The organism is Pseudomonas sp. LBUM1641 (genome assembly GCF_059716235.1).
The window spans coordinates 6,145,625-6,164,099 of the sequence record NZ_CP166815.1 but is presented as its reverse complement, the minus strand read 5'-3'; the positions used below and the strand labels follow the sequence as shown (position 1 = coordinate 6,164,099).

Annotated in this window: 18 protein-coding genes; 9 read left to right on the top strand and 9 right to left on the bottom strand. The window is 59.2% G+C overall.

Going from position 1 to position 18,475, the window contains the following annotated elements:
• Positions 1-272 precede the first annotated feature (272 nt).
• Complete coding sequence (gene ettA, locus ACA046_RS28395) at positions 273-1,937, top strand: energy-dependent translational throttle protein EttA (protein ID WP_076014026.1); 1,665 nt, start codon at positions 273-275, stop codon at positions 1,935-1,937.
• A gap of 349 nt (positions 1,938-2,286) precedes the next feature.
• Positions 2,287-3,624 (top strand): NADP-specific glutamate dehydrogenase, encoded by a 1,338-nt coding sequence (gene gdhA, locus ACA046_RS28390; protein ID WP_497675383.1) that lies wholly within the window; start codon positions 2,287-2,289, stop codon positions 3,622-3,624.
• Here the strand turns inward: gdhA and ACA046_RS28385 are convergent.
• The 5 genes from ACA046_RS28385 to ACA046_RS28365 all read right to left on the bottom strand — a co-directional run bounded on the left by ACA046_RS28385 (position 3,621) and on the right by ACA046_RS28365 (position 7,570).
• Complete coding sequence (locus ACA046_RS28385; RefSeq protein WP_309255500.1) at positions 3,621-4,118, bottom strand: GreA/GreB family elongation factor; 498 nt, start codon at positions 4,116-4,118, stop codon at positions 3,621-3,623. The two genes, gdhA and ACA046_RS28385, sit on opposite strands and share 4 nt — an antisense overlap.
• Positions 4,119-4,188: 70 nt before the next feature.
• Positions 4,189-4,545, bottom strand: a complete 357-nt coding sequence (locus tag ACA046_RS28380) for a hypothetical protein (RefSeq protein ID WP_497675382.1) — start codon at positions 4,543-4,545, stop codon at positions 4,189-4,191.
• Between the two features lie 270 nt (positions 4,546-4,815).
• Complete coding sequence (locus ACA046_RS28375) at positions 4,816-5,112, bottom strand: chorismate mutase (RefSeq protein ID WP_459023915.1); 297 nt, start codon at positions 5,110-5,112, stop codon at positions 4,816-4,818.
• Positions 5,113-5,134: 22 nt separating this feature from the next.
• Complete coding sequence (locus tag ACA046_RS28370; protein WP_497675381.1) at positions 5,135-6,988, bottom strand: Lnb N-terminal periplasmic domain-containing protein; 1,854 nt, start codon at positions 6,986-6,988, stop codon at positions 5,135-5,137.
• 93 nt (positions 6,989-7,081) lie between these two features.
• Positions 7,082-7,570, bottom strand: a complete 489-nt coding sequence (locus ACA046_RS28365) for a DUF3015 domain-containing protein (protein ID WP_177043372.1) — start codon at positions 7,568-7,570, stop codon at positions 7,082-7,084.
• Between the two features lie 267 nt (positions 7,571-7,837).
• On the opposite strand from ACA046_RS28365, the gene ACA046_RS28360 reads away from it, so the two are divergent.
• Positions 7,838-10,276, top strand: a complete 2,439-nt coding sequence (locus ACA046_RS28360) for a Lon protease family protein (RefSeq protein ID WP_497675380.1) — start codon at positions 7,838-7,840, stop codon at positions 10,274-10,276.
• 200 nt (positions 10,277-10,476) lie between these two features.
• Positions 10,477-10,803, top strand: a complete 327-nt coding sequence (locus ACA046_RS28355) for a PA4575 family protein (RefSeq protein ID WP_076014017.1) — start codon at positions 10,477-10,479, stop codon at positions 10,801-10,803.
• 25 nt (positions 10,804-10,828) lie between these two features.
• Here the strand turns inward: ACA046_RS28355 and ACA046_RS28350 are convergent, their stop codons facing one another.
• A complete protein-coding gene (locus tag ACA046_RS28350; protein ID WP_497675379.1) occupies positions 10,829-12,664 on the bottom strand; it encodes a hypothetical protein in 1,836 nt (611 codons plus the stop codon).
• Between the two features lie 166 nt (positions 12,665-12,830).
• Here ACA046_RS28350 and ACA046_RS28345 point away from each other — a divergent pair, with 166 nt between their 5' ends.
• Entirely contained in the window at positions 12,831-13,319 is a 489-nt protein-coding gene (locus ACA046_RS28345; RefSeq protein WP_076014015.1) for a TIGR00645 family protein, read from the top strand.
• 121 nt (positions 13,320-13,440) lie between these two features.
• A complete protein-coding gene (bamJ, locus tag ACA046_RS28340; RefSeq protein WP_003215854.1) occupies positions 13,441-14,058 on the top strand; it encodes a BamJ family beta-barrel-assembly machinery protein in 618 nt (205 codons plus the stop codon).
• 131 nt (positions 14,059-14,189) lie between these two features.
• Here bamJ and ACA046_RS28335 read toward each other — a convergent pair whose 3' ends face one another.
• The 3 genes from ACA046_RS28335 to ACA046_RS28325 all read right to left on the bottom strand — a co-directional run bounded on the left by ACA046_RS28335 (position 14,190) and on the right by ACA046_RS28325 (position 16,140).
• Positions 14,190-14,447 carry a PA4570 family protein gene (locus tag ACA046_RS28335; RefSeq protein WP_003215856.1) on the bottom strand — a complete coding sequence of 86 codons (258 nt, stop codon included), beginning with the start codon at positions 14,445-14,447 and terminating at the stop codon, positions 14,190-14,192.
• A gap of 197 nt (positions 14,448-14,644) precedes the next feature.
• Positions 14,645-14,986, bottom strand: a complete 342-nt coding sequence (locus ACA046_RS28330; RefSeq protein WP_003215858.1) for a zinc ribbon domain-containing protein YjdM — start codon at positions 14,984-14,986, stop codon at positions 14,645-14,647.
• Positions 14,987-15,171: 185 nt separating this feature from the next.
• Positions 15,172-16,140, bottom strand: a complete 969-nt coding sequence (locus ACA046_RS28325) for a polyprenyl synthetase family protein (protein WP_003215860.1) — start codon at positions 16,138-16,140, stop codon at positions 15,172-15,174.
• A gap of 239 nt (positions 16,141-16,379) precedes the next feature.
• Here ACA046_RS28325 and rplU point away from each other — a divergent pair, with 239 nt between their 5' ends.
• From rplU to cgtA, 3 genes are all read left to right on the top strand, one after another.
• A complete protein-coding gene (gene rplU, locus ACA046_RS28320) occupies positions 16,380-16,694 on the top strand; it encodes a 50S ribosomal protein L21 (protein ID WP_003176051.1) in 315 nt (104 codons plus the stop codon).
• Positions 16,695-16,728: 34 nt separating this feature from the next.
• Positions 16,729-17,004 (top strand): 50S ribosomal protein L27, encoded by a 276-nt coding sequence (rpmA, locus tag ACA046_RS28315; protein WP_003215862.1) that lies wholly within the window; start codon positions 16,729-16,731, stop codon positions 17,002-17,004.
• Positions 17,005-17,198: 194 nt separating this feature from the next.
• Positions 17,199-18,422: an Obg family GTPase CgtA gene (gene cgtA, locus ACA046_RS28310; protein WP_076014014.1), complete on the top strand. Its 1,224-nt coding sequence runs from the start codon at positions 17,199-17,201 to the stop codon at positions 18,420-18,422.
• Positions 18,423-18,475 lie beyond the last annotated feature (53 nt).

Sequence of the window (18,475 nt, the reverse complement as noted above, 5' to 3'; positions counted from 1 at the left end):
GGTTTGGCTGGACTGGCGCGCGACGTGCACTATAAGCCGGACGCCCGGAGGGCGGCTAGCATGCCTTGTGTTGTGGCAAAGTGCCAGCCCCGCTTGGCTGGACTGCCCATGCGCATTCAGGTAGCTTTGCCGGTTACGCGAGGGCGTTCCAGCCCCAGACAATCAGGCTTCTACCGCACGCAGGCATTGATCATGGTCAACGGCCCGCGCCGCGCATGGCCTGGCACGGGTTTCGCCCGCTTAATTCATCAGTCACTGACGCTAGGTTCACCATGGCTCAATACGTCTTCACCATGCATCGGCTGGGAAAAGTTGTTCCGCCGAAGCGGGAAATCCTGAAAAACATTTCTCTGTCCTTCTTCCCGGGCGCCAAGATCGGCGTGCTCGGCCTCAACGGTTCGGGTAAATCCACCCTGTTGAAAATCATGGCCGGCGTCGACACCGAGTTCGACGGCGAAGCCCGCCCGATGCCCGAACTGAACATCGGCTACCTGCCGCAAGAGCCAATCCTGGATCCGACCAAGACCGTGCGTGAAGTGGTCGAGGAAGCCGTCAGCGTGATCAAGAACGCCCAGGCGCGCCTGGATGAGGTCTACGCGGCCTACGCTGAAGAAGATGCCGACTTCGACAAACTGGCGGCAGAACAGGCCAAGCTCGAAGCCATCCTGCAAGCCAGTGACGGTCACAACCTGGACCGCCAGCTGGAAGTTGCCGCCGATGCGCTGCGCCTGCCGGCGTGGGACGCCAAGATTGAGCACCTGTCCGGTGGTGAAAAGCGTCGTGTGGCCCTGTGCCGCCTGCTGCTGTCGGCCCCCGACATGCTGCTGCTCGACGAACCCACCAACCACTTGGACGCCGATTCCGTCGCCTGGCTGGAGCGCTTCCTCCACGACTTCCCGGGCACCGTGGTTGCGATCACGCACGACCGGTACTTCCTGGACAACGTGGCCGGCTGGATCCTCGAGCTCGACCGTGGCGCCGGTATCCCTTACGAGGGCAACTACTCCGGTTGGCTGGAAGCCAAGTCCGACCGTCTGGCCGCCGAATCCAAGCAACAGTCTGCCCATGAAAAGGCCATGAAAGACGAGCTGGAATGGGTGCGTAAAGGCGCCAAGGCGCGTCAGTCGAAATCCAAGGCCCGTCTGGCGCGTTTCGAAGAGATGCAGTCCCAGGAGTTCCAGAAGCGTTCCGAGACCAACGAAATCTACATCCCGGCCGGTCCGCGCCTGGGTGACAAGGTCATCGAGTTCAAGAACGTCTGCAAGGGCTACGGCGACCGCGTGTTGATCGACAACCTGTCGTTCTCCATGCCAAAAGGCGCCATCGTTGGCGTGATCGGCGGTAACGGTGCGGGTAAATCCACCCTGTTCCGCATGTTGATGGGCAAGGAACAACCGGACTCGGGCACCATCGAAGTCGGCGAAACCGTGCAACTGGCCTGTGTGGACCAGAGCCGCGACGACCTCGACGGCAGCAAAACGGTGTTCCAGCAGATTTCCGACGGTTCCGACCAGATCCGTATCGGCAACTACGAAATCCCGTCGCGCACCTATGTGGGCCGTTTCAACTTCAAGGGTGGCGACCAGCAGAAGTTCGTCAAGGACCTGTCCGGTGGTGAGCGCGGTCGCTTGCACCTGGCCCTGACCTTGAAAGAAGGCGGCAACGTCTTGCTGCTCGACGAACCGTCAAACGACCTCGACGTTGAAACCCTGCGTTCCCTGGAAGAAGCCCTGCTGGACTTCCCGGGCGCCGCCATTGTGATCTCTCACGATCGGTGGTTCCTTGACCGTGTGGCCACTCACATCCTGGCGTACGAAGACGACTCCCAAGCGGTGTTCTTCGAAGGCAACTACACCGAATACGAAGCCGATCGCAAGAAACGCCTCGGCGAGGCCGCTGCCCAGCCGCATCGTGTACGGCACAAGAAACTGGCCTGATTCGGGTTGGTGGTTTGAAAAAGCGGAGCCTTCGGGCTCCGTTTTTTTTTGCGTGTTTTCAGGTGGACCGCGTCGTCTGCATCGCAGGCAAGCCAGCTCCCACAGTTGACCGCATTGTCTTGGATGTAATCGATCAAATGTGGGAGCTGGCTTGCCTGCGATAGCGGGTTAACTGTTGGTGCAAGGTCTGGATTGAAATCCTCATTAAGGTGCAAAAAACGCCTTTATTTATATCTAATGCACCATTTAAATTCACAAAAGCGACATTTCGCCCTGTCGCGGTGCGACATGAATTGATAAAGTCCGGGACAAATCTCCTTTAACGACAATAAATTTGCCGAGACTTTTCATGATCGAATCCGTTGAATCCTTCCTTGCCCGCCTCAAGAAACGCGACGCCGACCAGCCGGAATTCCACCAGGCCGTGGAAGAAGTACTGCGCAGTTTGTGGCCGTTTCTTGAAGCCAATCCCCATTACCTGAACTCGGGCATCCTGGAACGCATCTGCGAGCCGGAGCGTGCGATTGTGTTCCGGGTGTCGTGGGAAGATGACCAGGGCAAAGTACGAGTCAACCGCGGGTTCCGGATCCAGATGAACAGCGCCATCGGCCCCTACAAGGGCGGCCTGCGCTTCCACCCGTCGGTGAACCTGGGCGTGCTGAAATTCCTCGCCTTCGAACAGACCTTCAAGAACTCCCTGACCTCGCTGCCCATGGGCGGCGGCAAGGGCGGCTCGGACTTCGACCCCAAGGGCAAGAGCGACGCCGAGGTGATGCGCTTTTGCCAGGCGTTCATGAGCGAGCTGTATCGCCATATCGGTTCAGACGTGGATGTGCCCGCCGGTGATATCGGCGTGGGCGCCCGGGAGATCGGCTTCCTGTTCGGCCAGTACAAGCGCCTGAGCAACCAGTTCACCTCGGTACTGACCGGCAAGGGCATGAGCTACGGCGGCAGCCTGATCCGCCCGGAAGCCACCGGTTTTGGCTGCGTGTACTTCGCTGAAGAAATGCTCAAGCGCAACGGCCAGCGTGTCGAAGGCAAGCGCGTGGCCATCTCCGGTTCCGGCAACGTCGCTCAATACGCGGCGCGCAAGGTCATGGACCTGGGCGGCAAGGTGATTTCCCTGTCCGACTCCGAAGGTACCCTTTATTGCGAAAGCGGTTTGACCGAGGAACAATGGTCGGCGCTGCTGGAGCTGAAAAACGTCCAGCGCGGGCGCATCAGCGAACTGGCTCCACGTTTCGGCCTGGAATTCCGCGCCGGCCAAGCACCGTGGGAACTGGCCTGCGACATCGCACTGCCCTGCGCCACCCAGAACGAACTGGACGCCGAAGCGGCGCGCACCCTGTTGCGCAATGGCTGCGCGTGCGTGGCCGAAGGCGCCAACATGCCCACCACCTTGGAGGCTGTGGATATCTTTATCGACGCAGGCATCCTGTTCGCACCGGGCAAGGCCTCCAATGCCGGCGGTGTGGCGGTGAGCGGGCTGGAGATGTCGCAGAACGCCATGCGCCTGCTGTGGACCGCTGGCGAAGTGGACAGCAAGCTGCACAACATCATGCAGTCGATCCACCATGCCTGCGTGCATTACGGCGAAGAAAACGGTCGGGTCAACTACGTGAAGGGCGCGAATATCGCAGGCTTTGTGAAAGTAGCGGACGCGATGCTGGCCCAAGGCATCGTCTAAGCCTCGGGCTCGATGCGCAGGATCTCGATCAACTGATCGCCGACGGGGCGCTTCCACAGCACCTCGTCACCCACCTGCGCACCCAGCAGCGCCCGACCCAGGGGCGAACCCCAGTTGATCAGGCCCACCGTGGCGTCGGCCTGGTCTTCGCCCACCAGTTGAATCCGCTGCTCTTCGTCCTGTTCATTGGCAAACGTTACCCAACTGCCGATCTGCACCTTCTCGGTGGAGGTTGCTGGCGCCACCACCTGTGCGCTTTGCAGGCGCTGGTTGAAGTAACGCAAATCCCGCTCAAGGTCGGCCTGGCGCTGTTTATCGGCTTGCTCACCCTTGGCGGACTCTTCGCTGTGTTCGCTTTGCAACTGCGCCACCTTGGCCTGCAACTGCGCAAGCCCACGGGCAGTGAGGTGATTGGGTTGCTCGCTGACCTGGCGTTCCACCGGTTGGCTGGCCTGGGCAGCGGCGCTGTCTTCGTTGACGAAAGCTCGACTCATGGCGTTCTCCTGCTATGGAGTTTGGGCCATGGTCGCAGGGGTTAAGTTTCGCTGGATGTCTGAAAGCGACCTATCGAGAGCGATAGGCTCGTGCGGCGTCGCGGTCTTTTTCCTGTTGCCAGGCGCGTTCGCGGTCGTCCCAGTGGCGGTTCTTGTAGTCAGTCAGGTCTTCGTTTTCGCGCATGGCCTTGCACTGGCGAAAGCCATCATCCCAGCCTTCGGCGTAGGTGCGGTCTTTCAGGTAGCGGGGGACATTCTTGCGAAATTCCCCAGTGATCACCCCGGCGGCTTGGCGGCCGCTGCTGCAACCGTCGTCGTAGCCGTCGGCGAAGGCGGGCGGGTAACCCTTGGCCAGCAAGTCTTCATGGGTTGATTGGCAACCTGAAAGCAGGGCCAACAGGCCCAGCACTGCTGCGTATCGCCACATCGCTTGCTCCCTGGCCGTTGAACGGCTGATAGGAGAAGTGTAGGAGTGGATTCGTTCGGGGTATGTGAAACGGATGTGAGAAATCTGTGTGACGCTGCTTCTTCGGGCGATCACGGGTCCCCTGTGGCGAGGGAGCTTGCTCCCGTTGGGGCGCGAAGCGGCCCCTGTTCAGGGTATTGAGATATTCCAGAGAGGGTGAGGTGTCTGGTTTTGGGGCTGCTGCGCAGCCCAGCGGGAGCAAGCTCCCTCGCCACAAGGTTATTGTGTGGTTCAGTCTGGTGTCAGGGCGGCGTGCTCTGCGAGTTCTTGCTGGATGAACGCTGCAATCATCGCCCGATAGACTTGCTCTGTGACGTCCGGATTGGCGCCAGCGGTATCAGCGAGATCGCGAACCTTGGCAATTACCTGTTCGACCCGCTGCGGTGCCTTAACGCCATCGCTGTCTTTTTTGAAGCGAGCTGCCTGGAAGACAAAGCCGCCCCGTTCGGCCAGCAGCGTAACGATCTGGCGATCAAGACGGTCGATGTTTTCCCGGACTTGCTCAAGGCTGGTGCAGTTGACGGCCATGTCGGTTGAAGCTCCTGATGGATTAATAGTGATACCACTTCACCTCTAGCATCACCTCATTCACCGGTGTCGCGAGGTGGCTGTATTCCCGTTGCGCACTCAATCTCAGCCCCAGGTTGCGCGACAGTTCCCACTGTTGATTCAGACTGATACTGCGCCGTACTTCGCCATTGGTGAAGAAATCACCCTTGGCTTCCAGGCTCAGGTTGCCCAGCGGGTTTCGCCACAGCACGCCGGTGTTGAAGCCGGCCGCCGGGGAGATGGCTTCGCCAAAGTCGCTGTTGTGTTCCACGCGCACGGTGCCGAGGGCGAAGCCGAGCATGTCGTCGCGCAGTTGCCAGGTGCCGCCGGCGCCGCCGTTAACGTGGCTGACGAGGGTCTCGTCGTCATGCTTGCCCGGTACGCGTTCAAGGCCACCGGTCACTTGCCACGACCAGGGTTGCAGCAGTTCATTGCGCGGGGTCAGTGAGCGAATGGTCGCCAGGTCCAGTTGCTGCAACTGCCAGTGATTGCCTTCGTACTGGCGCAGTTTCATTTGCAGGATTTCGATCTGCGCGCCCAAGGGGAAGCCTTCGGCGTTGTCATTCAGGTCGTGGTAGGCCATGCGCAGGCCGTATTCGCCGAAGGCCTTGTCGCCCCGGGTGCCGATGCCGGCTTGCCAGGTGCGGGATTCGTGGCCGTCTTCGGGGAGACCGGGGCGTTCGATTTTCAGGTCTGGTGCAGGGTTCTGGTTGATCGCCCGCAGCAGTTCGAAGCTGCGCTGGGAGCGCGCGGTGTTGCGCTCCAGGCCGTTGGCGCGATAGCGGCCGAGACGGTAAGCGGCGTCGATGATCAGGGCCTGGCGGTCTTTGGCGATGGCCTTGAAGGTCGGGTCTTGCAGTTGTTTCTGGTCGTCGCTGATCTTCAGCACCCATTGCTGCTCGTCACTGTCCAGCGGCTTGGCGCGTTCCAGCAGTTCCCGTTCGCGGGAAGGGCGATAGTCGATTTTTTCTACCAGGCTGGCTTCTTTCACGGCTTTTACCGTGTCGGTAGGAATGGCGGTCAGCGGGAACTGTTCGGTCAGCCGCAGGCTCGGGCGGGCCACTTGCAGCAATTCCAGCAGGCGATAAGAGCAGTTTTCGTCGAAGAAGAAGTAGTCGAACTGGATCTGCTTGAGCTCCCACACGTGCTCAACCATGCGCTCGGTCTCGACCTGGGTCAGGTTCAGGCGGTATTCCCACAGGTCGCGGTTCTCCAGGCTACGGTATTCCGAGAGCTTTTCCTGGTAGGGCACCAGTGCAAACAGCCCCGGATAGCCACCCATCAGGCCTTTCCAGGCGTAGAGGATGCTGTTGTCCGAGCCTTCGATATAGGCGCCAAAGTTGATCGCGTAGCTGAGCAGGGCGGTGTTGTTGCTCTGCACGTCAGCCTGGTCGATGCGCAGCAGGGTGTGGCCGAACATTGACGACGGGCTGTTGAGGTAAGCCGCCGGGAAGATCATCACCGCACTGTGGGGCGCAACGTCCTTGAACCATTGCTTGAATTCCTTGCAGTCCAGCGTTGGCAAGTCAGTCAGGTGCAACTGGTCCTTGAGCCAACGGGTACGTGCAGGATAAACGCATTGGACGTGTTTTTCGCCGAGGCTGGCCGGGGCATACAACGCCTCTACCGTGGCCTTCAGCTCCTGGTCCGGATGGTGGGCGCCATCGGGGGCGAGGAAGAATTTCTTGTCGCTGACATAACTGCGCCAGCCTTCGAACTTGCCGGATTCGTAATGCCCCAGCGAGAGCCAGAACGGGTCGTTGGCCAACTGCTGCAAACGTTGATCATCAAGGTGCGGCGCCGCATACAGCGGGGCGCAGGCGAAGAGTGCCAGGTAGGCAAGGCGTTTGAGCATGTGGGCAACTTAAGTCGAGATAAAAAGACCCAAAGGGGAGGCAGGTCCAAAAATAATAAAACCCGTGCCTCGAAAGGCACGGGCAGGTCGAGCTTAAGCCTGGGTAGCGTATTTCGCCAGACGGGTGTCGCCTTTCAGTACTGCCAGGGTGTTGTTGTGCACGTCATCAGCGGTTACGTCAGCCTTGCTGAAGATTTGCTGGAAGTGCTCGTGAGTCACAGCGGCAAAGTGCTCGCGGTCTTCAGGAGCAACGCCCAGTACCACGGCGTAGGTAGTCAGCGCTTCGCCGTTACCCTTGGCCATGTCTTCGGACAGCTCGTTCATCATGCCATTCATGGCAATCCACGATTTGCCACCGTAGGTCAGTGCGCTGTTGGTGCTACAGCCGTTGGTGCCCGAGGTCATGCCGAATGTGGCGTTACCGGAGGTACCGTTGGTGGTGGAGGCCAGGAAGTGAGCCGGAGTGCCGCGTTGGCCTTCGAACAACATGTTGCCCCAACCGCAGTTCGGGCCACCTGGCGCTTCTGCCATTGCATTGAGGGAGACGACGGTGAAGAGAGTACCGAGAAGGATCCGTTTCATAGCTTTGTTCTCTTTGTGTGCAAACCAATGGACAAGGGTTCAGGTGCCTGACAGCACCCTAGGGGTCGGTTATTAGTCCAACCCGCAGCAGGTTGGAGTTTAGGCATGATCCAAGGGTTCCGTGACTTTTTATGAAACAAGCCGGAAACACTCGGTTTTTTTACAGCCTCAAACCTGGGTCTATGCTTTCCCTAAGCCGTCCTTGCCAGCCGGCCCAACCCGGCGCCAGAATGCCGTCATCTGCCCCGCCTGATGTAAGGAAGCCCGATGCCTGATCCTGTTGCTGCCAGCTTGCGTCTAGCGCCCGAAGCGCTGACTCGTCCTTTTTCCGCTGAACAGTTCAGCTTCTCGACCACCAATGATTTGGAGCCCTTTCGCGGTGTGCTTGGCCAGGAACGTGCGGTCGAAGCCTTGCAGTTCGGTGTGGCCATGCCACGCCCCGGTTACAACGTATTTGTCATGGGCGAGCCCGGTACCGGGCGCTTTTCGTTCGTCAAACGCTACCTCAAAGCCGAAGGCAAGCGCCTGCAGACCCCGGCCGACTGGGTCTACGTCAATAATTTTGACGAGCCTCGCGAACCCCGCGCGCTGGAACTGCCTGCGGGCGGTGCTGCCGCGTTCATCTCCGATATCAATGGCCTGATCGACAACCTGGTCGCGACCTTTCCGGCCGTGTTTGAACACCCGACCTATCAACAGCGCAAAAGCGCTATCGACCGTGCTTTCAACCAGCGCTACGACCGTGCTCTGGACGTCATCGAGCGCCTGGCCCTGGAAAAGGACGTGGCGCTGTACCGTGACAGCACCAACATTGCGTTCACCCCGATGCTCGACGGCAAGGCTCTGGACGAGGCTGAATTCTCGCAGTTGCCGGAAGCTGACCGCGAGCGTTTCCACACTGATATTTCCGAACTGGAAGAACGCCTCAACGAAGAACTCGCCAGCCTGCCCCAGTGGAAGCGCGAGTCCAACAACCAGATGCGCCAGTTCAACGAAGAAACCATCACGTTGGCTTTGCAGCCACTGCTGTCGCCGCTGTCCGAGAAGTATGCGGAGAACGCGGCAGTCTGCGGCTACCTCCAGGCAATGCAGGTCTACCTGCTGAAAACCGTGGTCGAGCAACTGGTGGACGATGCGAAAACCGATGCCCAGGCCCGCAAGTTGCTGGAGGAGCAGTACTGCCCGAGTCTGGTGGTAGGCCATCCGGTCAACGGTGGCGCGCCGGTGGTATTCGAGCCGCATCCGACCTACGACAACCTGTTCGGCCGTATTGAATACAGCACCGACCAGGGCGCGCTTTACACGACTTACCGCCAGTTGCGGCCGGGTGCGCTGCACCGTGCCAATGGCGGTTTCCTGATCCTCGAAGCCGAGAAAATGCTCAGCGAGCCGTTCGTGTGGGACGCCCTCAAGCGAGCCCTGCAATCGCGCAAGCTGAAGATGGAGTCACCGTTGGGCGAACTGGGCCGTCTGGCCACGGTGACCCTCAACCCGCAAGTGATCCCGTTGCAGCTCAAGGTCATCATCATTGGCTCCCGCCAGCTGTACTACGCGTTGCAGGACGCAGATCCGGACTTCCAGGAGATGTTCCGGGTGCTGGTGGACTTTGACGAAGACATTCCGATGGTGGATGAAAGCCTGGAGCAGTTCGCCCAGTTGCTGAAAACCCGCACCTCGGAAGAAGGCATGGCGCCGTTGACCTCGGATGCCGTGGCACGGCTGGCGACCTACAGCGCGCGGCTGGCGGAGAACCAGGGGCGCTTGTCGGCGCGTATCGGTGATTTGTTCCAGTTGGTCAGCGAGGCGGACTTCATTCGTCACCTGGCGGGTGATGAGCGCACCGACGCTGGGCACATCGAGCGTGCGCTCAAGGCCAAGGCCACGCGCACCGGGCGGGTGTCGGCGCGGATTCTCGACGACATGCTCGCCGGGGTGATCCTGATCGACACCGCCGGTGCAGCGGTGGGCAAGTGCAACGGGCTGACGGTGCTGGAGGTGGGTGACTCGGCGTTTGGTGTACCGGCGCGGATCTCTGCCTCGGTGTACCCGGGCGGCAGCGGCATTGTGGATATCGAGCGTGAAGTTAACCTCGGCCAGCCGATCCACTCCAAGGGCGTGATGATCCTCACCGGTTACCTGGGCAGCCGTTATGCCCAGGAATTCCCGTTGGCGATCTCGGCGAGTATCGCCCTGGAGCAGTCCTACGGTTATGTCGACGGCGACAGCGCTTCTCTGGGCGAGGCCTGCACCTTGATTTCGGCGCTGTCGAAAACGCCGCTCAAGCAGTGCTTTGCCATCACCGGCTCCATCAACCAGTTTGGTGAAGTGCAGGCGGTGGGCGGGGTCAACGAGAAGATTGAAGGCTTCTTCCGCCTCTGTGAAGCCCGCGGGCTGACCGGCGAGCAGGGGGCGATCATTCCCCAGGCCAACGTCGCGACGCTGATGCTCGATGAGAAGGTGTTGCAGGCTGTGCGGCAGGGGCAGTTCCATGTCTACGCGGTACGTCAGGCCGACGAGGCCTTGAGCCTGCTGGTGGGTGAGCCTGCAGGTTCGCCCGACGAGGAGGGGCAATTCCCGGAAGGCAGCGTCAATGCGCGGGTGGTGGAGCGTTTGCGGGCGATTGCCGAGATGATCAGTGAAGATGATCTGAAGGAAGCCGAGAAGGAGCTGGCGCAGGAGGCGTTGGCAGAAGCCAAACCGGTGTAATAACTACCGAAGGGGCCTGTTTTCAGGCCCCTTCGGCATATTTTTGACGCCGTCGTGACGGCAGTCGTCCGTTGGTCCCCCGGCCTTGGTTTGTACCGGGTTTCTTCTATTCTCAGCTCAAGGGATATCCACAGGAGTCGCTGGATAGAAACAGTCTTGCCCTGCGAGGCTGAATACCGGATCTACCGAGGGTCGCCGCCATGTCGCGCAACCTCTGCCTCACCCGCCAGTGCCTGGGCCTGGTTACTCGTATCGAATGTTCCATTCGCCCTCTCGCCGGGGATACCGGGATGTGGACCTTGTTGTTTGCCGCCGGAATGACGGGTGAACAGCCTTCCACCATCAAATCCCAAGGCCCGTTTCATGGACCTTTCGTGGCACAAACCATCCTTGATTCGATTGTCGAGAGCCTGACCCTGCACGGGTATGAGCTGGCCGACGACCCGCAGATCTGGTGCCTGCACCTGCAGGCGCACTTGCGACAGCTCAATGGCGGGCGGCAGACGGCGCTGAGCGATATCCGCTAACCGCACTCCCCGTAGCAGCTGTGTTCTATGGCTTGGGGGCAGGGGTCGCCTCGGGTTTGTCCAGCTTCACCTCAAACCCATACTGCACCGTGTCCAGACCGGTGCGCTGGTAGGTTTCCAGCGTGGTCGGCTGGCCGTAGAAGTAATGCACGTCGAACAGCGCCGTGCCGTACTCCTCGGCGCGGTGGCTGACCCCGAGAATTTCTTTCAAGTAGTTGCCGCTGGCATCCTTGGCATAGAACCGCCAGCTATCGGACGGGAACAGCTTCTGGTCGACAATCAGCGCGTTATCCTTCAGCTCCAGGCCCTTGGGCAACTGCCCAGCCGTGAGGCTGCCTTTTTCGATGGTGGCCAGGAACAGTGGCATTGATCCCACGGCAAAACCCGGATTCTCGGGGAACAGGTTCAGGTCATAGGTGATGGTGCCGCGCCCCGGATCGACCTCGTAGGCTTCGGCGGGCAGTTCGATGGGCTCACCGAGCTTGCCTTCGTCGTTGGCGGTGAGGAAGGTCACGGGAGCGTCACCACCGCCGCGGTCGTCGCCCAGCAGGTCGTCGTTGAAGGTGTAGGGGTGATCGAACTCGATGTGCGCCGCACTGGCGTCATCCACCGATTGGTTGATGGTGACACTTTTCTTTAGCTGGTCTTCGGACAGGGTGGCGTCCTTGAGCCAGTCCGCGGCTTGGTCGTCATACACGGTGACCGGCATCGGCAGGGGCTGTACGGTTTTCTCCAAGCTGTTTTTGTCGAAGCGCCTTACGGGCAGGTCCAGGTCCTTGCGGGTCACGGTGGCCTGGGAAAAGTCGAGCACGCTGACTTGCACATTGTCGATCAAGCCATTGAAGTACACCTTGGCGTAGTGGCTGCCCTGCTTGAGTTCGAAGGCTTTCTGCTCGTCTTCCAGCTGCTTCTCGAAGGCGTCGGACCAGGCCGTCTGCTTTTGCATCTCTGCCAGTTGCTTCTCGTAGAACGCCAGTTGCGCGGCGTTCTCGTTGATTGAGCCTGAGCGCGAGAGAAATTGCCCGGTGGTGTCGCGAGCCTGCACCAGCAGCGGGTTAGGCGATTCGTCCGCGACTTCCGGCGCCAGCGGGGCGCTGTTGGTCAGTTCGATCTCGGCGTAGTTCTTTTCCAGGGTCAACAGGGTGACTGTGACGTTTTCTTCAGTGCGCTTGCGGCCCACGTCCTTCTTCGACAGGTCGAAGGTGAAGACTTTACGCGGCGCGATCACTTCCACCTTGCCCTTGAGGGTGACGGGCTGCGGCTGGCTTTTGTTTTCAGTCTCGATGCCTTCGACGAACGGGTAAGTCACCGTCAGGTCATCGGGGTTGGTCAGGTTGGAGCTGGTAGGGCTCAACTGGATGCCCGGATCGGTTTCCGACCACTCCGGCTGGAAGGGGATGACCTTGTTGTTGCTCAAGGTGACCGACTGCCACTCCAGGCCGTGGGGGAAGGGGAACTGGTCCGGGATGTTGAAGTTGAACGGGAAGATCGGTTGCAGGTCCGTCAGGTAGTCCGAATGGGATGCCTTGCGCAGGACAAACAGGCCGTTGATGTAGGTATCAACCAACGCCTGGGGAGTGGGGTAGTGCTTGAGCAGTGCCAGGGCGTCTTCGCTGTACTCGGCCTCGATAGGCTTGCTGGCCAGCTTGGCCCGTGCCCGCTCCAGCAGCAACAGCGAGCCACCGAGCTCGGACACCGCGTCCTTGAGCTTGGGATCCTGGATGGCGTCCAGGGACTGTTCGAACTTGGCGGTTTTCTCTTCGAGGCTGGCTTGCTTGTGTTCATCGCTTGGGGAGCAACCGCTGCCCATCAGCAACGCCGCGCACAGGCCAATGCTGGCCAAAGGGGATCGCACATCCATTATCTGAGTTTTCCTGTCCGACATCATCGAGCCGAGTTGATGAGCCCGACACTAGCAGAAAAATTCTTTTACAGATGCCGTACAGATCAGTTTTCTCGACGGTTTCTGGCGTTTGTGTGCGGCTGATATACTCGGCGCCATTTTTAGCCACGCTGTGTGAGATTCAATGGAACGCTTTATCGAAAATGCAATGTATGCCTCACGCTGGCTGTTGGCGCCGATCTATTTCGGGTTGTCCCTGGGGCTGTTGGCGCTTGGGCTGAAGTTCTTCCAGGAAGTGTTCCATGTGATTCCCATGGTGTTTTCCATGAGCGAGTCGGATGTGATCCTGGTGCTGCTGTCGTTGATCGACATGGCACTGGTGGGCGGCTTGCTGGTGATGGTGATGATCAGCGGCTACGAGAACTTCGTTTCCCAGCTGGACATCGACGAAAGCAAAGAGAAGCTCAACTGGCTGGGGACCATGGATTCCTCTTCGCTGAAGATGAAGGTCGCGGCGTCCATCGTGGCCATTTCGTCGATCCATTTGCTGCGGGTGTTCATGGACGCCAAGAACGTCGATCCCGAGCATTTGAAGTGGTACGTGATCATTCACATGACCTTCGTGGTGTCTGCGTTTGCCATGGGTTATCTGGACAAGTTAACCAAACATTGATCAGCGCCCGGCGGGTGTGCGCCTGAGGCTCCAGGGCTCATCAAGAGCGGGGCTTGTGTGCTAGTCTGCTCGCCCTTTTAGTTTGGACGACACGTGTGTCGTCCTACAGCGGAGCCTTTCCATGTCCGAAGTTAATCTGTCCACCGACGAAACCCGCGTGAGCTACGGCATTGGCCGTCAGTTGGGCGACCAACTGCGCGACAACCCGCCACCGGGCGTGAGCCTGGACGCGATCCTGGCTGGCCTGACCGACGCTTTCGCCGGCAAGCCTAGCCGTGTGGACCAAGAGCAAATGGCCGCCAGCTTCAAGGTCATCCGCGAAATCATGCAAGCCGAAGCCGCTGCAAAGGCTGAAGCTGCTGCTGGCGAAGGCCTGGCTTTCCTGGCTGAAAACGCCAAGCGTGACGGCATCACCACCCTGGCTTCCGGCCTGCAATTTGAAGTGCTGACTGCCGGTTCCGGCGCCAAGCCGACCCGTGAAGACCAAGTGCGTACTCACTACCACGGCACCCTGATCGACGGCACTGTGTTCGACAGCTCCTACGAGCGCGGCCAGCCTGCAGAATTCCCGGTTGGCGGCGTAATTGCCGGCTGGACCGAAGCCCTGCAACTGATGAATGCCGGCAGCAAATGGCGTCTGTACGTGCCGAGCGAACTGGCTTACGGCGCTCAAGGCGTTGGCAGCATTCCGCCGCACAGCGTTCTGGTGTTCGACGTCGAGCTGCTCGACGTTCTGTAAGACCGCTGACTAGGTTGTAGGAGCGAGCTTGCTCGCGATGAACGTCAACGATGACGCGCCCATGCTGAATGACCGCGGTGTATTTGAGTTCTTCGCGAGCAAGCTCGCTCCTATACGGTTTTGCAGGTTGCTCATGGATGAAACTTGCCATTGAGATCCGTCACCGGGCGCAACGCTCGGGCATAGCAGAACAGAAACAGATTTCTCACCACTTCTTTCAGCACCCCAGGTTCACTGGAACTCAAGCCATTGACGTCCAGGTCGCCCTGATCCTGCAGTTCGCTTAACGCTTCTTCTTCCAGTACTGCGCAGACTTCCCCGGTTTCCCGATGGAGGATTCGCAGGTAAGGGTGTGGACGGTCCAGCCAGGCATCGATCAAATAAGTCATGGGAAGCATCTCCTTGATGGGTTTCAATGAGAATAATTCTTATTCAAGGAATAGCAAGTCCCTATTGGCGATTTCCGGACTTTTCTGTGTGGATATTGTTTTTGATCAAAAGGGCTGGCCTTTTGCCGCTAGTGCGGAAATGACGCGGGGAGGGTGAAGCGCCATCCCGTGCCGGGCACGAGATGGAGGCAGCAGGTTCAGACCTTGCGGACGAACTCGGACTTGAGTTTCATCGGGCCGATACCGTCGATTTTGCAGTCGATATCGTGGTCGCCATCGCACAGGCGGATGTTCTTGACCTTGGTGCCGACTTTGACCACCAGCGACGTGCCCTTGACCTTGAGGTCCTTGATCACGGTGATGGTGTCGCCGTCCTGCAGGACGTTGCCCACAGAGTCTTTCTTTACGGATTCATCGCTGGCAGCCTCGGCTTCGCCACCGACGGCCCACTCATGGGCGCATTCCGGGCAAATCAGCTGGGCGCCGTCTTCGTAGGTGTATTCGGAATTGCATTTCGGGCAGGGTGGCAACGTGCTCACTAAAGCTCCTTTGGTTTCAGGATGGCTAAAAAGCGCACATTATATAGGGTTTTAGCGGGGGGAGGGGGCACCGTCCCTGGTAGGAGCGAGCTTGCTCGCGAAAAACTCAAGGACGCCGCGTGTAATCAGATGTACGCGTCATCGTTGGAGACCTTCGCGAGCAAGCTCGTTTCTACAGGAATTGCTTAGTGAGTGCGGGCGACCGCGAACTCACTCAGCTCAACCAGGGCGTCCCGGTATTCGCTGGCTGGAAGGGCTTCCAGGCATTGGATGGCACGAGCGACGTAGTCACGGGCCAGTTGCGCGGTGTATTCGAGGGAGCCCGAGGCTTCCACGGCTTCGCGGATGCTTTCCAGGTCTTCGATCCCGCCTTTCTGGATCGCCTTACGCACCAGGGCGGCCTGTTCAGGCGTGCCTTCGCGCATGGTGTAGATCAGCGGCAAGGTCGGCTTGCCCTCGGCCAGGTCGTCACCGACGTTCTTGCCCAGGGTTTCGGCGTCGCCGCGATAATCCAGCAGGTCGTCCACCAACTGGAAGGCTACGCCCAGGTGATCGCCGAAGGTGCGCAGGGCTTCGCTCTGCTCGGGCGTCGCTTCGCACAGGGCCGCAGCGCTGTGGGTCGAGGCTTCGAAGAGCATCGCGGTTTTGCCGCGAATCACTTCCATGTAGGTTTCTTCGGTGGTGCTGGCGTCGCGAACCTTCGACAGTTGCAACACTTCGCCTTCGGCGATGATACGCGTGGCCTGTGAAAGAATCTTCATCACCGGCATCGAGCCCAGCTCGACCATCATTTCGAACGAGCGCGAATAAAGGAAGTCGCCCACCAGCACGCTCGGTGCGTTGCCCCACATCGCGTTGGCCGTCTCGCGACCACGGCGCATGCCGGACATATCGACCACGTCGTCATGCAGCAGGGTGGCGGTGTGCAGGAACTCGATGGTCGCGGCCAGCAGGCGCAGGTCATCGCCTTCGCGGCCGAGGGCCTTGCCACACAGCAACACTAATAAAGGACGCAGGCGTTTACCGCCGGCCGACGTAATGTAGTCGCCAATTTTGGAGACCAGCGGCACTTTAGAAGTCAGCTGCTTCTTGATGATGCCGTCGACGGCGCTAAAATCGTCCGCCACCGCGCGGTAGAAAGCTTGGGGTTGCATCAGCGACAGTCGCTCCAGAAGGGTTGCGCGGCATGCTAGGACCCACGCCCCGTAGTGTCAAGGCGCGATAGACGGCCACTTGCAACGCCTCCTTAGCTTGCGTACAATCGCGCACCCTGAACTTCCTGGGCAGCACCTGCCTTACGCAATTGCATTCGGGACGTCCATCCCATGCAGCCATGCCAGCCAATACCTCTTCTTATAAAGCGCTGGGTGAGCAGGATTATCGGAGAAATACCATGTCGTACGCAGTAATTGTTACTGGTGGCAAGCAATACAAGGTCGCCCCAGGTGAATACCTGAAGATCGAGAAGCTGGAAATCGCTACTGGCGAATCCGTTACTTTTGATCGCGTTCTGTTGGTCGCCAATGGCGATGACGTGAACATCGGCGCTCCAGTTGTTGCAGGCGCTACCGTTGTGGCTGAAGTGATCTCTCAAGGTCGTCACGATAAAGTCCGCATCATCAAGTTCCGTCGTCGTAAGCACCACATGAAGCGTATGGGCCACCGCCAGTGGTACACCGAGATCAAAATCACCGGTATTCAGGCTTAATTTCAGCCTAATTCCTCACTAGGAGAATTGACTCATGGCACACAAAAAAGCTGGTGGTAGTACCCGTAACGGTCGCGACTCAGAAGCCAAACGCCTTGGCGTGAAGATGTATGGCGGCCAGGTTATCATTCCGGGCAACATCATCGTGCGTCAGCGCGGCACCCAATTCCACGCCGGTTACGGTGTTGGCATGGGTAAAGATCACACTCTGTTCGCTAAAATCGACGGCGTGATCAAGTTTGAAGTAAAAGGCGCTTTCAATCGCCGTTACGTGAGCATTGTCCCGAAGACTGAAGTCGTCGCGGCATAATTACGTAGTTGCTGGAAAAGCCCTGTCTCGCGACGGGGCTTTTTCGTTTGTGGGGTGAGTCTCTTGCAAAGCTGTTTGTGATGGGCGAAAGCAGCTGGATTTGCGGTCGTTGCTTGAGGTCGCTGCGCTCATTTTTGCAAGAGTCTTATGTCTTGGTTTCTTAAGCTCGTCCGTGTGGCGAGAGGCGTTTTGTTATGAAGTTTGTTGATGAAGTTTCGATCCGAGTAAAAGCTGGCGACGGCGGTAACGGTTGCATGAGTTTCCGTCGGGAAAAATTCATCGAAAACGGTGGTCCTAACGGCGGTGATGGCGGTGATGGCGGCTCGGTCTACATGATCGCCGACGAAAACCTCAACACCCTGGTGGACTACCGTTACACCCGGCACTTTGATGCCGAGCGTGGCTCCAACGGCGGCAGCACTGACTGCACCGGTAAAAAAGGCGAAGAGCTGGTTCTGCGGGTTCCGGTCGGCACTACCGTGATCGACTCCGCTACCCAGGAAATCATCGGCGACCTGACCAAGGCCGGTCAGCGCCTGCTGGTGGCTCATGGTGGCTGGCACGGTCTGGGTAACACCCGTTTCAAATCCAGTACCAACCGTGCGCCACGCCAGACCACGCCGGGCAAGCCTGGCGAGCAGCGTGACCTCAAGCTGGAAATGAAGGTGCTGGCTGACGTAGGTCTGCTGGGCCTGCCGAACGCCGGCAAAAGTACGTTCATTCGCTCGGTGTCTGCTGCCAAGCCGAAAGTTGCCGATTACCCGTTCACTACCTTGGTGCCAAACTTGGGTGTGGTCAGCGTTGATCGCTGGAAGAGCTTCGTGGTTGCGGACATTCCGGGCCTGATCGAAGGGGCTTCCGACGGCGCGGGCCTGGGGATTCGTTTCCTCAAGCACTTGTCCCGTACCCGTTTGCTGTTGCACCTCGTCGACATGGCGCCGCTGGATGACACCAGCGCACCAGACGCTGCTGAAGTGATCGTCAGCGAGCTGACCAAGTTCAGCCCGTCCCTGGCTGAGCGTGATCGTTGGTTGGTACTGAACAAGTGCGACCAGATTCTCGAGGAAGAGCACGAAGAGCGCGTCAAGGAAATCGTTGATCGCCTGGAATGGACCGGTCCGGTCTACGTGATCTCGGCCATTGCCAAAGAAGGCACTGAGCGCCTGACGCGCGACATCATGCGTTACCTCGAAGATCGTGCCGACCGCCTGGCTGCCGACCCTGTCTACAAGGCAGAGCTGGCCGAGCTGGATCAGCGCATCGAAGACGAAGCTCGTGCCCAGTTGCAGGCGCTGGATGACCAGCGTGCCCTGCGTCGCAGTGGCGTCAAGTCGGTCCATGACATCGGTGACGATGATTGGGACGAAGAAGACGTGGATGATGAAGATGGTCCGGAAATCATTTACGTGCGCGACTGATTCGTTGCAGTAAACTTAAGCGCCGCTCAATCGAGCGGCGTTTTGGTATCTGG

What these genes read in the sequence shown, in the direction of transcription:
- ettA (WP_076014026.1), top strand. Translation starts at nt 273, where the DNA reads ATGGCTCAATACGTCTTCACCATGCATCGGCTGGGAAAAGTTGTTCCG.
- gdhA (WP_497675383.1), top strand. Translation starts at nt 2,287, where the DNA reads ATGATCGAATCCGTTGAATCCTTCCTTGCCCGCCTCAAGAAACGCGAC.
- ACA046_RS28385 (WP_309255500.1), bottom strand. Translation starts at nt 4,118, where the DNA reads ATGAGTCGAGCTTTCGTCAACGAAGACAGCGCCGCTGCCCAGGCCAGC.
- ACA046_RS28380 (WP_497675382.1), bottom strand. Translation starts at nt 4,545, where the DNA reads ATGTGGCGATACGCAGCAGTGCTGGGCCTGTTGGCCCTGCTTTCAGGT.
- ACA046_RS28375 (WP_459023915.1), bottom strand. Translation starts at nt 5,112, where the DNA reads ATGGCCGTCAACTGCACCAGCCTTGAGCAAGTCCGGGAAAACATCGAC.
- ACA046_RS28370 (WP_497675381.1), bottom strand. Translation starts at nt 6,988, where the DNA reads ATGCTCAAACGCCTTGCCTACCTGGCACTCTTCGCCTGCGCCCCGCTG.
- ACA046_RS28365 (WP_177043372.1), bottom strand. Translation starts at nt 7,570, where the DNA reads ATGAAACGGATCCTTCTCGGTACTCTCTTCACCGTCGTCTCCCTCAAT.
- ACA046_RS28360 (WP_497675380.1), top strand. Translation starts at nt 7,838, where the DNA reads ATGCCTGATCCTGTTGCTGCCAGCTTGCGTCTAGCGCCCGAAGCGCTG.
- ACA046_RS28355 (WP_076014017.1), top strand. Translation starts at nt 10,477, where the DNA reads ATGTCGCGCAACCTCTGCCTCACCCGCCAGTGCCTGGGCCTGGTTACT.
- ACA046_RS28350 (WP_497675379.1), bottom strand. Translation starts at nt 12,664, where the DNA reads ATGGATGTGCGATCCCCTTTGGCCAGCATTGGCCTGTGCGCGGCGTTG.
- ACA046_RS28345 (WP_076014015.1), top strand. Translation starts at nt 12,831, where the DNA reads ATGGAACGCTTTATCGAAAATGCAATGTATGCCTCACGCTGGCTGTTG.
- bamJ (WP_003215854.1), top strand. Translation starts at nt 13,441, where the DNA reads ATGTCCGAAGTTAATCTGTCCACCGACGAAACCCGCGTGAGCTACGGC.
- ACA046_RS28335 (WP_003215856.1), bottom strand. Translation starts at nt 14,447, where the DNA reads ATGACTTATTTGATCGATGCCTGGCTGGACCGTCCACACCCTTACCTG.
- ACA046_RS28325 (WP_003215860.1), bottom strand. Translation starts at nt 16,140, where the DNA reads ATGCAACCCCAAGCTTTCTACCGCGCGGTGGCGGACGATTTTAGCGCC.
- rplU (WP_003176051.1), top strand. Translation starts at nt 16,380, where the DNA reads ATGTCGTACGCAGTAATTGTTACTGGTGGCAAGCAATACAAGGTCGCC.
- rpmA (WP_003215862.1), top strand. Translation starts at nt 16,729, where the DNA reads ATGGCACACAAAAAAGCTGGTGGTAGTACCCGTAACGGTCGCGACTCA.
- cgtA (WP_076014014.1), top strand. Translation starts at nt 17,199, where the DNA reads ATGAAGTTTGTTGATGAAGTTTCGATCCGAGTAAAAGCTGGCGACGGC.